This window comes from Massilia sp. 01N417, from assembly GCF_056399645.1.
Genome location: NZ_JBFTRS010000029.1, coordinates 40,446 through 53,132 on the forward strand (window position 1 = coordinate 40,446; position 12,687 = coordinate 53,132).

At 67.5% G+C, this 12,687-nt stretch carries 9 protein-coding genes and 1 pseudogene; 5 read left to right on the top strand and 5 right to left on the bottom strand.

All coding sequences use genetic code 11. The annotated features are described in order from the left end of the window. Positions 1-137: 137 nt before the first annotated feature. Positions 138-1,121: pseudogene (gene ilvA / locus AC1DOQ_RS24265) on the bottom strand (threonine ammonia-lyase, biosynthetic); the annotation flags it as partial. After that, positions 1,118-2,860, bottom strand: a complete 1,743-nt coding sequence (gene ilvB / locus AC1DOQ_RS24270; RefSeq protein ID WP_477370069.1) for a biosynthetic-type acetolactate synthase large subunit — start codon at positions 2,858-2,860, stop codon at positions 1,118-1,120. The gene ilvB and the pseudogene ilvA, both read right to left, overlap by 4 nt. A 75-nt stretch (positions 2,861-2,935) precedes the next feature. Between ilvB and AC1DOQ_RS24275 the strand changes: the two genes are divergently transcribed. Beyond that, on the top strand, positions 2,936-3,421 hold the full coding sequence (locus AC1DOQ_RS24275) for an Lrp/AsnC family transcriptional regulator (RefSeq protein ID WP_477370072.1): 486 nt from the start codon (positions 2,936-2,938) through the stop codon (positions 3,419-3,421). A 3-nt stretch (positions 3,422-3,424) separates the two neighbouring features. On the opposite strand, the gene AC1DOQ_RS24280 is transcribed toward AC1DOQ_RS24275, so the two are convergent. Together AC1DOQ_RS24280 and AC1DOQ_RS24285 are read right to left on the bottom strand one after the other, a co-directional pair. Continuing rightward, positions 3,425-4,318 (bottom strand): outer envelope protein, encoded by an 894-nt coding sequence (locus tag AC1DOQ_RS24280; protein ID WP_477370075.1) that lies wholly within the window; start codon positions 4,316-4,318, stop codon positions 3,425-3,427. A 110-nt stretch (positions 4,319-4,428) separates the two neighbouring features. After that, positions 4,429-6,507 (bottom strand): aminotransferase class V-fold PLP-dependent enzyme, encoded by a 2,079-nt coding sequence (locus AC1DOQ_RS24285; RefSeq protein ID WP_477370078.1) that lies wholly within the window; start codon positions 6,505-6,507, stop codon positions 4,429-4,431. A 162-nt stretch (positions 6,508-6,669) separates the two neighbouring features. Here AC1DOQ_RS24285 and AC1DOQ_RS24290 point away from each other — a divergent pair, with 162 nt between their 5' ends. From AC1DOQ_RS24290 to AC1DOQ_RS24300, 3 genes are all read left to right on the top strand, one after another. Continuing rightward, a complete protein-coding gene (locus tag AC1DOQ_RS24290) occupies positions 6,670-7,155 on the top strand; it encodes an Lrp/AsnC family transcriptional regulator (protein WP_477370081.1) in 486 nt (161 codons plus the stop codon). 50 nt (positions 7,156-7,205) lie between these two features. Then, positions 7,206-8,345: a branched-chain amino acid ABC transporter substrate-binding protein gene (locus AC1DOQ_RS24295; RefSeq protein WP_477370084.1), complete on the top strand. Its 1,140-nt coding sequence runs from the start codon at positions 7,206-7,208 to the stop codon at positions 8,343-8,345. Between the two features lie 86 nt (positions 8,346-8,431). Next, a complete protein-coding gene (locus AC1DOQ_RS24300) occupies positions 8,432-10,243 on the top strand; it encodes a DUF885 domain-containing protein (RefSeq protein WP_477370087.1) in 1,812 nt (603 codons plus the stop codon). A 134-nt stretch (positions 10,244-10,377) separates the two neighbouring features. On the opposite strand, the gene AC1DOQ_RS24305 is transcribed toward AC1DOQ_RS24300, so the two are convergent. Beyond that, on the bottom strand, positions 10,378-12,078 hold the full coding sequence (locus AC1DOQ_RS24305) for a PQQ-dependent sugar dehydrogenase (protein ID WP_477370090.1): 1,701 nt from the start codon (positions 12,076-12,078) through the stop codon (positions 10,378-10,380). 72 nt (positions 12,079-12,150) lie between these two features. On the opposite strand from AC1DOQ_RS24305, the gene AC1DOQ_RS24310 reads away from it, so the two are divergent. After that, positions 12,151-12,684 carry a hypothetical protein gene (locus tag AC1DOQ_RS24310; RefSeq protein WP_477370093.1) on the top strand — a complete coding sequence of 178 codons (534 nt, stop codon included), beginning with the start codon at positions 12,151-12,153 and terminating at the stop codon, positions 12,682-12,684. Positions 12,685-12,687 lie beyond the last annotated feature (3 nt).

A 12,687-nucleotide genomic window follows, 5' to 3' on the forward strand; every position in this document is an offset into this window, starting at 1 on the left:
TGGATCATAACGATATTAAATTGTTATTAAATAATTGACAAAAATAAAGCCAGGCGGGATAGATGGTTTGCAGTGCTTCCACGGCTGAGCTGGCGCCTTGGTCCGTGTGGCTTGGCTTGTGTTCAAACATGAAGTCCGCGCTCGGCCACGAAGCCCAGGCGGTCGAAGTCGATGTTGGCGCCGCCGGCGACCGCCACCAGGGTCTGGTCCCGGACCGGCGTTCCAGCCAGCGCGGCGCGTTTCACATAGGCCTGCAGTCCGGCCACCGCGAGGGCGCCGGCCGGCTCGAGCACGCTGCGCGTCTCCTGGAATATCTCCTTGATGGCCGCGCAAACCTCGTCGGTACCGACCAGGACGATCTCGTCCACGACCTGCCTGGCGATGCGGAAGGTCTCTTCGCCGACCAGACGGACCGCGGTCCCGTCGGAGAACAGGCCGACCTCCGGCAGCGCGATGCGCTCGCCCGCCGCCAGGCTGCGCGCCATCGCATCGGAATCGACGGTCTGCACGCCGACGATCCTGATGCCGGGCCGGCAGGCCTTGACGTAAGCGCCGATGCCGGCGACCAGCCCGCCGCCGCCGATGGCGACGAAGATCGCATGGATCGGCTCCCTATGCTGGTGCAGGATCTCCATGCCGATCGTCCCCTGGCCGGCGATCACATCGGGATCGTCGAAAGGATGGACGAAGGTGAGTCCCCGCTCTTTTTCGAGCGCGGCCGCGTGGTCGTGGGCATCGGTATAGGAGATCCCGTGCAGGACGATGTCGACGCAGGGCCCGCCGCGCCGTGCCACCGCATCGATCTTGATCCTCGGCGTGGTGGTCGGCATCACGATCAGTGCCCGGCAACCCAGCCGGGCCGCCGCCAGCGCCACGCCCTGGGCATGATTGCCGGCGGATGCGCAGATCACGCCGCGCCGGCGCTGCGCCGGCGACAGCCTGGCCATCTTGTTGTAGGCGCCGCGCAGCTTGAAGCTGAAGACGCTCTGCATGTCTTCGCGCTTGAGGCGGATGCTGTTGCCCAGGCGCTGGGAGAGCGAGGGCAGCATGTCCAGCGGCGTCACGCCCGCGACCTCATACACCTGTGCGTCGAGGATTCGCTTTAGATAATCGGCCGTCATCGGCCGCTTTCGTAGGTCCGGTCTTTCGACAGCATGACTTCGTGGTGTCCGCGGCCGGCCGGAATCATGGGGAAGCAGTTCTCGGCCTGTTCGACCACCACGTCGAGCAGGAAAGGACCGTCCGCCGACATGCACTCGGCCATCGCCTCGTCGAGTTCGTCCGCCCTGGATACCCGGCGGGCCTGCCATCCGAAGGCGCGCGCCAGCGCCAGGAAGTCCGGCAAGGCCTCCGCATAACTGTGGCTGTAGCGGGCGCCGTGGTGCAGCTCCTGCCATTGCCGGACCATGCCCATGCAGGCGTTATTCGACAGCACGACCTTGATCGGACAGCGATGCTGCACGGCGGTGGCGAGTTCCTGGATGTTCATCAGGATCGAGGCGTCGCCGCTCACGCACACGACCGTCTTTTCCGGATGCGCGATCTGGGCGCCGATCGCGGCCGGGATGCCGTAGCCCATCGTCCCCGCGCCGCCCGAGGTCAGCCAGCGCCGCGGCGCATCGAAGGGCAGGTATTGCGCCGCCCACATCTGGTGCTGGCCGACGTCCGTGGAGACGATGGCATCCCGTCCGGCCAGCGCACCGGCCAGGGTCTTCATCAATTGCTGGGGAACGATCGTCGGCGAGGTGGCGGCAACGCCGAGGCAGTCCACGTCCCGCCAGGCCTGGATGCGCTGCCACCACGCGTCCGTGGGCGCGACCTCGGCCTGCATGGCGGCGAGCTCCCGCTCCAGGGCCGCCAGCACCGCGTGGCAATCGCCCACCAGGCCGACGTCGGCGCGCACGATCTTGCCGATCGAGGCCGGATCGATGTCGATGTGGACGATGCGCGCGTCCGGACAGAAGTGTTCGAGCTTGCCGGTGACCCGGTCGTCGAAACGCGCACCCACGCAGACCACCAGGTCGGCCCCGTGCATCGCCAGGTTGGCTTCCAGCGTGCCGTGCATGCCGAGCATGCCCAGCCATCGCGGATCCGATGCGGGAAAGGCCCCGAGTCCCATCAGGGTCAGCGTGCATGGCGCGTTTTTCCTGCGCACGAGGTCCGCGAAGGTGGTGCAGGCCGCGCTGCCGGAAGCGGTCAAGCCTCCGCCGCCGTAAAAGATGGGACGGCTCGATGCGGCGATCAGCCTGGCCGCCTGCTCCAGCAGCGCCCCCGGGATCTCCGGCACACGGGACGGCGGACTTGCGGCCATCGAGCGCGATGCGGATACCGGGACTGCCTGCAGCTGGACATCCTTCGGCACATCGACCAGCACCGGACCGGGGCGGCCCCGGGTCGCCTGCCGCACCGCGGCGCCGACGATGTCCACGATCTCGTCTGCGCTGCGGACCTGGGCATTCCATTTGGTGACGGTGCGCGAGATGCCGAGCGCATCGCACTCCTGGAAGGCGTTCGTGCCGATCAGGTTTGTGGCGACCTGGCCGCTGATGCACAGCACCGGAACCGAGTCGCACAGGGCGTCGAGCAGCCCGGAGGTGGTGTTGGCCATGCCGGGTCCCGAGGTCACGAACACGACGCCCAGGCGGCCGGTCGACCTGGCATAGCCCTCGGCGGCATGCACCGCCGCCTGCTCGTGCCTGACGAGCACATGGCGCAGCCGCGGTTCGAGGTACAAGGCATCGTAGAGAGGCAGCACGGCGCCGCCGGGATAGCCGAAGACGGTGTCGACACCGGCGTCGATCAGGGCACGCAACAGCAGCTGCGCGCCGGTCTGGGTGGGGTCTGCGGAAGAAGTTCTCATCCTTAAATTTTATCGACGCACCCCCTGAAAGTGCTTCATAATTTCCACAATATTCGTGGAAATATGGAAAAATTTATGGAAACTGGCGACTTCAACGGAAAATTTTTCGACCAGCAAGACCAGGCGATCCTGCGCATCCTTCTCGAGGACTCACGCACGCCGCTGCAGGAGATCGGCAAGGCGGTGGGGCTGTCGACCACCTCCTGCTGGAACCGCATCAAGCGCATGACCGACTCCGGCGCCATCCAGGGCTATACGGTGAAAGTGGACCTGGCCCAGATCGGCTACCAGGACACGGTGATCGTGCAGGTGACCCTGGGCAGCCACAGCCAGGAGACCCTGAACGAGTTTGCGCAGGCGCTGGAGTCCATTCCCGAAGTCCTGGAAGCCTTCCTGATTTCGGGCGACTACGATTACTTCATCCGGATCGCGGTCAAGGACACGCGCGACTACGAAAGGCTGCTGAGGGAGCAGCTGTACAAGATACCGGGTATCCGCCACAGCAAATCGAGCTTCGTTCTGCGGACGCTGAAGAAGGCGGATACCCCGTTGACGCGCTGAGGATCAGAAGTGGTATTCGGCGCGCACCATCGGCGTGCTGGCGCGCTGGCCGCGGTTGCCGGTGGTGGCCGCGGTGTTGCCGAATTTGTTGTTCCAGAACTGGTATTCGAGGCCGACGCGGAAGCGGTTCTTCGGCTGGCCGAAGCGGCTGCCGAGGTCGTACATCAGCTGCATGTCGAGATTGGTCTCGGCGCCGGTGCCGTTGCCGACTTCGTCGCGGCCCTTGGCGGCGATGTAGTTCAGGTAGCCCTCGAAGGACCATCCCGGCATCCAGCTCTCCGGCACCGGGATGCCCCAGCTGGCCGAGAACATCGGGTGGTAGTCGTAGGTGTAGCGGCCGCGGACTTCCGAGATCGGCGGGAAGGCGCCGCTCGGCGCATTGCTCTCGCGGAGCAGCAGGATGCCGGTGCTGAGGAAGCCCGGCACGTCCCACATCAGGGTCGGGCCGGCCACCAGCATGCGCTTGCGCGAGTTGTAGCCGACGTCGTTCTTGGTGTTCCAGTCGAAGCCCAGCACCAGGCCCAGTCCCTTCACCGGGCCGTAGGCGATCGGCGCGCCGCGCAGGGCGCCGATGTCGAGCGTGTGGCGGTAGACGACGTAGGCTTCCTGGGCGCCATCTAGCTGGTTCAGGGAACCGGGATCGTTGCTGTCGGACTGCAGCAGGTCGACGTTGAAGTAGTTCGAGCCGTACTTGTAGCCGCTGGCGTGGGTCAGCGCGAAGATGTTCTTCTTGATGTCGGAAGGGTTGAAGGGCTCGCGGAAGCGCTGGCCATAGCGCCAGCTGATCGCCGTGTCGCTCCAGTCGGCGGCGGCGGCCGGCGGCGCCACGCTGGCCGCCAGGACGGCAACTGCGGCAACTGTGGCGGCCAGGGACGCGGCACTCGTACGTTCACTCATTGTTTTTCTCTGTCGGATGGGTTATCGGCAAGCCGGGTTGACGCTAGTGTAGCCGGAAGCCGGCCCGGCCGGCAGGGGCCTGTGGCGCGCACGCCGCAGTGTCAACGAGACTAGGCCTCCGATCCGGCCAAGGCCAGGCCCCCGCTCAGGCTCCAGGCCTCGGCATGGCCCAGGCGCTGCAGGCACAGCGCTGCCCGCGCGCTGCGGTTGCCGCTGCGGCAGACGAAGACCAGCGGACGCCGCGGCGCCGCCAGCAGCTGGCCCAGGTGTTCGGCCAGGCGCGACATCGGCAGCGCCTGCGCGGCACGGCCCTGCAGCCGCATGCCGCCGGCTTCCAGTTCGCAGGCTTCGCGCACGTCGACCAGCAGCGCATCCTCGTGGCTGCGCAGGAAGGCGTCCAGCTGCTGCGGCGCCAGCTGGCGCAGCTCGCCGGCCGGTGCCGCCTGTAGCGTGGTGCAGGGCGCGCCGCCGACGTCGGCCCCGTGGCACAGCACCGTGGCGCCGTCGATCAGTCCCGCCAGCTCCCGCGCATCGGCGCCGTCCATCGCGATCCCGCCGATGAAGGCCAGGCGCACCGCCGCCGCCTCGAGCCGGCCTTCCTGCGCGCGGCCCAGCAGATAGGCGGCGCCGCGCCCGTCCCGGTCCGCCAGCCGTACCAGCACTTCATCGCCCAGCGCAAGCGCCGGCGCGGCACTGCCGTCGGCCAGGGTCACCGCGCCGCCTTCGCGCGGCCAGCCGAGCGCGCCCGGCTCGCAGGCATCCAGGCCGAGGGTCGCGCGCAGCACGGCGCGGGGGTCGCCGTCCGCGCCGCCGTCGGTTCCCAGCACGGCCAGGGTGCGTAGGCCGCTGTCGCGGATCTGGGCCGCGATCCGCGCCGCCATGCCGGCCGGCGGATCGATCGCCACGCAGGCGCCGGCTTCCAGGTTGAACAGGATCCAGCCGTGGCGGCCCTCGCAGCTCACCTGCAGCAGGCCGCGGCGCTCGCCGCTGAGGCTCGACGACGCCAGCGCCGGGCGCCGCGCCGCCTGGCCGCAGCGGCGGATCCGCGCGCAGGCTTCATCGATGAATTCATCGGTGGCCAGCGGCCCGAAGGACAAGCGCACGGCGCCGCTGGTGCGCCAGGCCGGCAGGCCCATCGCTTCCAGCACGTAGCTGGGCGCGGCCTTCGCCGCCGAACAGGCGGAACCGGCGCTGACGCGCATGCCGGCGGCGTCGAACAGGTCGAGCAGCTCCTTGCTCGCCATGTCCGGCACCGCGAAGTTCAGGGTGGTCGGCAGCGCCAGTTCGAAAGGCGTGTTGAACACGATGCCCGGGAAGGCCTCGGCCAGGCTGGCCGCGACCCGGTCGCGCATCGCCGCCAGTTCGGCATGGCCGCGGAAGGTGCCGCCCGTTTCCAATGCTTCCAGCACGGCGCCGAGCGCCGCGATGCCGGCCATGTTCTCGGTGCCCGAGCGCTGGCCCGCTTCCTGGCCGCCGCCGATGATCAGCGGCGTGTAGGGCGTGCCCTCCTTCACGTACAGCATGCCGATGCCCTTCGGCGCATACAGCTTGTGGCCGGAAAACGGGGCGTAGTCGATGCGGCTGCCGGCCAGATTCAGCGGCAGCTTGCCGAGGGCCTGCACGCAGTCGACCATCCAGAACGCGCGCGGCGCACGCTCGGCCAGCACGGCGGCGATGCCCTCGAGGTCGGAGACGGTGCCGGTTTCGTTGTTGGCGGCCATGGTGCAGACCATCGCCGCGCGCGGCGCCAGTTCGCGCAGCAGGTCCAGGCGATGGCGGCCGAAGCCGTCGACCGGCAGCGCGCACAGGGTCAGCCTGGTCCCGAGCAGGCGGTTCCAGTGCGCCAGGCTTTCGGACACCGCCTTGTGCTCGGTGGCGCCATAGATCAGCAGGTCGCCACATTCCTCGCCCGCCGCACGCCGTTCGCGGATCGCACACAGCGCCGACAGCACCGCGGTCTGGATGCCCTCGGTGGCGCCGCTGGTGAACAGCACGCGTCCGGCACCGGCGCCCAGCACGCGGCGCGCACGCGCACGCGCGGCGTCGAGGATGGCCTTGGCGCGCAGGCCGGTCGCATGGCTGCTGCTCGGATTGCCGAAGCAGGCCTGCATCGTCTCCAGCGCGGCGCTGGCGGCGGCCGGCAGCACGGGCGAAGTGGCGTTGGCGTCGAGGTAAATATCGTGGCTCATGAATGACAAGCGAAAAAATTGCTAAAAACAAAAAATAATATGCACACAACGTGCCATAGTTGAGTAATATGTTACGGACTGACGCAGAATAAGATGTACTAAAATTCCTTGGTTTTCGTTAAAAAGAAGAACTGGCATTCTCATTCTTACTGCATAAGAGAAATGAACTCACTCGACAAATACGATTGTGCGATTCTGGCCGCCCTGCAGGCGGACGCCACCCTGTCGATTTCCGGTTTGAGCGAGAAGGTCGGGCTGTCCAGCACCCCTTGCTGGAAGCGCGTCAAGCGCCTCGAAGAAGAGGGCTATATCGAGAGCCGCGTCAGCATCGTCAACCGCAACAAGGTCGGCTTGCCGGTCACGGTCTTCGTCAGCGTGCGCACCAAGGAGCACGACGAAAAGTGGCTGGAGCGCTTCGCCTCGGCCGTGATCGCCCTGCCCGAGGTACTCGAATTCCACCGCATGAGCGGCGACGTCGACTACCTGCTGAAGGTGGTCACCACCGACATCGAAGGCTACGACCGCTTCTACAAGAAGCTGATCAAGACCGCCCAGCTGGCCGGCGTGTCCTCGGCCTTCTCGATGGAGCAGATCAAGTGCACCACCGCGCTGCCGCTGGAACTGATCTCGCACGGTCTCGCTGCCTGAACTGAATCATGCGATGATGGCGCCCGTTGGAACATAACGGAGACTAGGTAATGCCATCGAAATTCAAGATTGCGCCGCTGGCGCTGGCCGCCGGCCTGATGACGCTCGGCGCCGCCGCCACCGCCCAGGACCAGCTGGTGCGCATCGGCGTGAGCGGGCCGCTGTCGGGCGCCAATGCCTTCGCCGGCAAGGACAACGAGAACGGCGTGCGGCTCGCGGTCGAGGAACTCAACGCACAGAAGATCAAGGCGGGTGGCAAGCTGCTGCGCTTCGAACTGATGTCCGAGGACGACCAGGGCGATCCCAAGGCCGGCGTGAACGTGGCCCAGAAATTCGCCGACGCCGGCGTCAAGTTCGTGCTCGGCCCCTACAACTCGGGCGTCGCGATTCCCGCCTCGCGCGTCTACAACGATGCCGGCATCCTGATGTCGACGGTCGGCACCAACCCGAAGATCACGCAGTCGCGCTATCCGAACGTGTTCCGCATCGTCGCCAGCGACAACCAGGTCGGCGGCTCGATGGCGGCCTACGCGGCCAAGGAACTGAAAATCAAGACCGTCGGCGTGATCGACGACCGCACCGCCTTCGGCCAGGGCATCGCCGACGAATTCGCCAAACAGGCGCGCGCGTCCGGCCTGACCGTGGCCGGCCGCGAGTTCACCAATGAAAAGGCGAGCGACTTCTCGGCGATCCTGACCGCCTTCCGCGCCAAGAAGGTCGACGCGATCTTCTTCGGCGGCTATGCCCCGCAGGGAGCGCCGATGGCGCGCCAGATGAAGCAACTCGGCATGGGCGGCGTCCGCCTGCTCGGCGGCGACACCCTGTGCAGCCCCGAGATGGCCAAGCTGGGCGGCGATGCCGTCGGCGAAAACGTGCTGTGCGCCCAGGCCGGCGCCATGCTGGACAAGCAGCCCGGCGGCCCGGCGTTCAAGCAGCGCTTCAAGCAGCGCTTCCAGCGCGACCCGGACGTCTATGCGCCGGCCTTCTACGACCAGACCATGTTCATCGCCCAGGCCATCAAGAGCGCCAACACGATCGACGCGGCCGCGGTGAGCAAGCTTCTGCACACCATGAGCTACCAGGGCGTGGCCGGCACCTATGGCTATGACCCGAGCGGCAACCTGAAAAAGACCGCCGTCACCGTCTACACCTTCAAGAACGGCGCGCTGGCTCCCCTGGCCAGTTATTGAGAACACCCCGTAAAGACTGGGCCGCGGGCGGCGACAAGCGTATCCTTGTCGCCGCCTTCGTTTTTATTCCGCACACAGAACCGCACATGAAACAGATCCTGAAGCTGGGCGCGATCGCCTGCGCCGCCATGCTCGCCTGCGCACCCGCCGGCGCACTCGAGCCGAAACCCGCCGCCGCCAAGACGGCCGCCGCCAGCGCCGGCGCCGAATCCCAGCGCCTGAACAAGCTGGCCGACGACTACTGGGACGCCGAAGCGCGCTTCGACCCCATCATGGCCGGCGAGGCCGGCGACAACCGCTTCGCCGACCAGATCGGCCTGTCGATCGCGCCGCAGAACCGCGCCCGCCAGTTCGCCCTGTACAAGGACTACCTGAAACGCCTGCACGCGATCCGCCGCGACGCCCTGCCCCGGCGCGACCAGACCAGCTACGACATCCTCGACTACGAGCTGAAGACCGCGCTGCGCCTGGAGCCCTTCCCCGAGCACCTGCTGCCGCTGAACCAGATGGACAACGTCCCGGTCGACCTGGCGAACTACTCGAGCGGCCAGGGCGCCCAGCCGCTCGCCACGGTGAAGGATTACCAGGCCTACCTGAGCCGCCTGAACCAGCTCGCCCCCTGGATCGACCAGGCCATCGCGAATATGCGCGAGGGGATGAAGCGCGGCGTCACGGCGCAGAAGGCGGTGATGGCCTCGACCCTGCCGCAGATCCAGCACCTGGTGGCCGCCAAGGCCGAGGACAGCATCTATGCCTCGCCGGTGAAGCACTTCCCGGCCGGCTTTTCGAACGCCGACAAGGCGAAGCTGACGGCCGCCTACCACGGCACGATCGCCGCCAAGGTCAACCCGGCCGTGAAACGCCTGGCCGACTTCCTGGAGCACGACTACCTGCCGGCCTGCCGCACCAGCACCGGCTACGACGCCCTGCCTCAAGGGAAGGACTGGTACCTGGCGCGCGTCGCCAGCCAGACCACGACGGACCTGACGCCGGAGCAGATCCACCAGACCGGCCTGAAGGAAGTCGCGCGCATCCAGCAGGAATACGCCCGCATCGGGCCGCAAATGGGCTACACCGGTCCGGCATCGGGCCTGCCGACCTGGGTCTCGGAGCAGCCGAAGTACACGCCTTTCAAGACCGAGGGCCAGATCATCGAGGTCTACCGCAAGCTGAACACCGAGCTGAATCTCAAGCTGCCAAAGCTGTTCTCGCTGCGGCCGAAGACCCCGCTCGACATCCGCCTGGAGCCGGAACTGACGCGCGCCACGGCCTCGGACCACTACACCCCGCCGGCGGCCGACGGCTCGCGTCCGGGCGTGTTCTGGACCGTGGTGAACGACCCGGGCAAGTACAGCGGCCCCGGCATGGTCACGCTGTTCCTGCACGAAGGCCAGCCGGGCCACCACTTCCACATCGCCCTGATGCAGGAGCTGAACCTGCCGAACTTCCGCACCTTCGGCGGCAACAACGCCTTCACCGAAGGCTGGGCGCTGTACGCCGAAACCCTCGGCACCGAGATGGGCCTGTACGGCAAGCCGGAAGACTGGTTCGGCCACCTGAACGACGAAATGCTGCGCGCCGTGCGCCTGGTGGTCGACACCGGCATGCACGCCAAGGGCTGGAGCCGCGAGCAGTCGATCAAGTACATGCGCGAGACCCTGGGCTATCCGGAAGCGCTGGCGCGCAGCGAGACCGAGCGCTACATGGCCTGGCCGGCACAGGCGCTGGGCTACAAGATCGGCGCCCTGAAGATCCAGGAACTGCGCGCCCGCGCCGAGAAGGCGCTGGGACCGAAGTTCAGCCTGCCGAAGTTCCACGAGATCGTGCTGGGCGAGGGTACGCTGCCGCTGGCCTTGCTGGAGAAGAAGGTGGATCGGTGGATTGCGGACTCCAGGTAGGCACATGAACCGTCGTTCCCGCCAAGTTTGCATGCGTAACGATGGCGCATACAGAACTTGGGTCCCCGCCTTCGCGGGGACGACGGTATTTAAGATCGCGGTAACGACGGTTTGAACGTCGCGAGTCGACGCGATTATTTTTCCGGCGCCACGCGCCACACCACGCTGCCCGCATCATCCACCACCAGCAGCGCCCCATCCTGCGCCACCGTCACCGCCGCCGGGCGGCCCCAGACGTCGCGGTCGCTCAGAACCATGCCGGTCATGAAGTCCTGGTACTGGCCGGTCGGGACGCCGTTCTTCATCATCACGCGGACCACCTTGTAGCCGGTGCGGATGCCGCGGTTCCAGGAGCCGTGCAGGGCCACGAAGATGTCGCCCTCGTACTCTTTCGGGAAGGCGTGCCTGGCGCCCGCCGGGGCCTGGTAGACCACCATGCCCAGCGGCGCCGAGTGCGCCTGGATCAGGGTGTCGGGAATCGTCACCTTGTCCTTCAGGTCGGGGCGGATGCCCTTCAGGCGCGGGTCTTCGTGGGCGCCCAGGTAATACCACGGCCAGCCGTAGAAACCGCCCTGCTTCACGCGCGTCACGTAGTCCGGCGGCAGGTTGTCGCCCAGTTCGTCGCGCTCGTTCACGCTGCAGTACAGGTCGCCCGTCTGCGGGTGCACCAGCATGCCGACGCAGTTGCGCAGGCCGTTGGCGAAGTTGCGGCGGTTCTTGCCGTCCACGTCGAAGGCCAGCACCGTGGCGCGGTCGGCTTCCTCGGCCCAGGCACCGCCCAGGCCGTGCTCCTTCTCCCATTGCGCCAGCGGCTGCGGCGGCTGTTTGCCAATGCCGGAAGCGATGTTGGTGGCCGAACCCACCGACACGAACAGCGTCTTGTCATCCTTCGAGAATGCCAGCGTGCGGGTGACGTGGCCGCCGCCGGTGTCGGCGATCTTCTCGACCACGGTTTCCGGCTCGCCCTTGGCCTTCAGGTCGCCGGCCGAATACCGGTAGCGCACCACCGAGTTCACGTTGGCGACGTACAGGTATTTCGGGTTCGGGCCGGACGGCCACAGCGCCAGGCCGTAGGGCCGCGACAGGCCGCTGGCGAACACGCTGGCCGTCTCGGCCTTCTCGCCGCCGCTGCCGGGGCGCAGGATGCTGACCTGGCCCTTGCCCGCTTCGGAGACGATGATGTCGCCGTTCGGCGCGCGCAGCGCCAGGCGCGCCTTGCCGGTGTCGCCGGCGAACACGGACACCTTGAATCCCTGCGGCACGGCCGGCATCGCACCGCTCGGCCGCGCGGCGACCTTCGGGCCGTTGCCGGCGCTCTCGCTGGCGAAGGGCGCCGCCAGCTTGTCGACGGTGATGTGGTGCAGGTCGCCCGGCTTGTCGTCAAGCCAGCCGCCGGCGCCATCGCTCACCTTGCCGTCCGCCGCTTTCGAGGCCGCCGCCGGTGCCGCCGCCTTGCCGCTTTGCGCGACCAGGTAGCCGATCACGGCGGCGCGTGCCTTGGCATCGGCGATCCCGATCGGCATCGCGGTACCCGGCACGTCCCTGGTCGGATCGCGCAGGAAGACGTCGAGCTCTTCGCGGGTCCAGGTCTTGCCGGCGGCGCCGGCCCTGGCCAGCGCGTCGGTGTAGTTATAGCCGGGCACCGCGCCCGCCTTGCGGCCGACCACGTTGTACAGGCCGGGACCGGCGCGCGAACCCAGCTTGGGATCGACCGTGTGGCAGCTGGCGCAGTTGCGCTCGAAGTAAGTCTGGCCGGCCGGGGCCGCGGCTTGCGCGGCCCCGGCGGCCAGCCAGGCCAGCGCGGCGACCTGGGCCGCGAGAATGGTGCGATGCATGTTCTTCTCCTTGTTGAATCCGCCAAATAATAGGCGCAATATTGCCAGAACAATCAACAAAAGGAGGCGCGGATGGAAGGAAAACGGCTGGCGTGTGCCCTGCTGGGCGTGACCATGCTGGCGGCCCTGCCGGCCGCGGCCCAGGAAACCGCGCAGGCGCCGGAGCAGGAAGCCTTGCGGCAGCGGCAGGCCGCCCGGATGGCGGACGGCTTCGCCCACCTGCACGGCTTCGGCGAGGGCGTGGCCGCGGCGCTGGCGGCTTCCTCGTCCGCCCAACGCACCAGGCGCGTCGAGGGCTTCAACGGCAAGCTCACGCGCAAGACCTACCGCCAGCCCGGCATCGAACTGACGACCGAGTCGGGCGGCGGCAATACGTTTCCGGGCTCGCTGGCGATCTCGCGCGCGGGCTATCCGCTGCCGCTGGGACTGCACATCGGCGATCGGCGCGGCGCGGTCGAGGACGTCCTCGGCGCGTCGGCCAGCGGCGGCGACACCCTGGTCCTGAAGCGCACCGAGGGTGAAGGCTGCGCCGATCCCATCACCCTCACCTTCCGCGACAAGGTGCTCGCCCGGGTCGACTGGACCTGGGAGAGCTGCCAGGACTGAGGC

What these genes read in the sequence shown, in the direction of transcription:
- AC1DOQ_RS24295 (WP_477370084.1), top strand. Translation starts at nt 7,206, where the DNA reads ATGCCATCGAAATTCAAGATTGCGCCGCTGGCGCTGGCCGCCGGCCTG.
- AC1DOQ_RS24300 (WP_477370087.1), top strand. Translation starts at nt 8,432, where the DNA reads ATGAAACAGATCCTGAAGCTGGGCGCGATCGCCTGCGCCGCCATGCTC.
- AC1DOQ_RS24310 (WP_477370093.1), top strand. Translation starts at nt 12,151, where the DNA reads ATGGAAGGAAAACGGCTGGCGTGTGCCCTGCTGGGCGTGACCATGCTG.
- AC1DOQ_RS24280 (WP_477370075.1), bottom strand. Translation starts at nt 4,318, where the DNA reads ATGAGTGAACGTACGAGTGCCGCGTCCCTGGCCGCCACAGTTGCCGCA.
- ilvB (WP_477370069.1), bottom strand. Translation starts at nt 2,860, where the DNA reads ATGAGAACTTCTTCCGCAGACCCCACCCAGACCGGCGCGCAGCTGCTG.
- AC1DOQ_RS24290 (WP_477370081.1), top strand. Translation starts at nt 6,670, where the DNA reads ATGAACTCACTCGACAAATACGATTGTGCGATTCTGGCCGCCCTGCAG.
- AC1DOQ_RS24285 (WP_477370078.1), bottom strand. Translation starts at nt 6,507, where the DNA reads ATGAGCCACGATATTTACCTCGACGCCAACGCCACTTCGCCCGTGCTG.
- AC1DOQ_RS24275 (WP_477370072.1), top strand. Translation starts at nt 2,936, where the DNA reads ATGGAAACTGGCGACTTCAACGGAAAATTTTTCGACCAGCAAGACCAG.
- AC1DOQ_RS24305 (WP_477370090.1), bottom strand. Translation starts at nt 12,078, where the DNA reads ATGCATCGCACCATTCTCGCGGCCCAGGTCGCCGCGCTGGCCTGGCTG.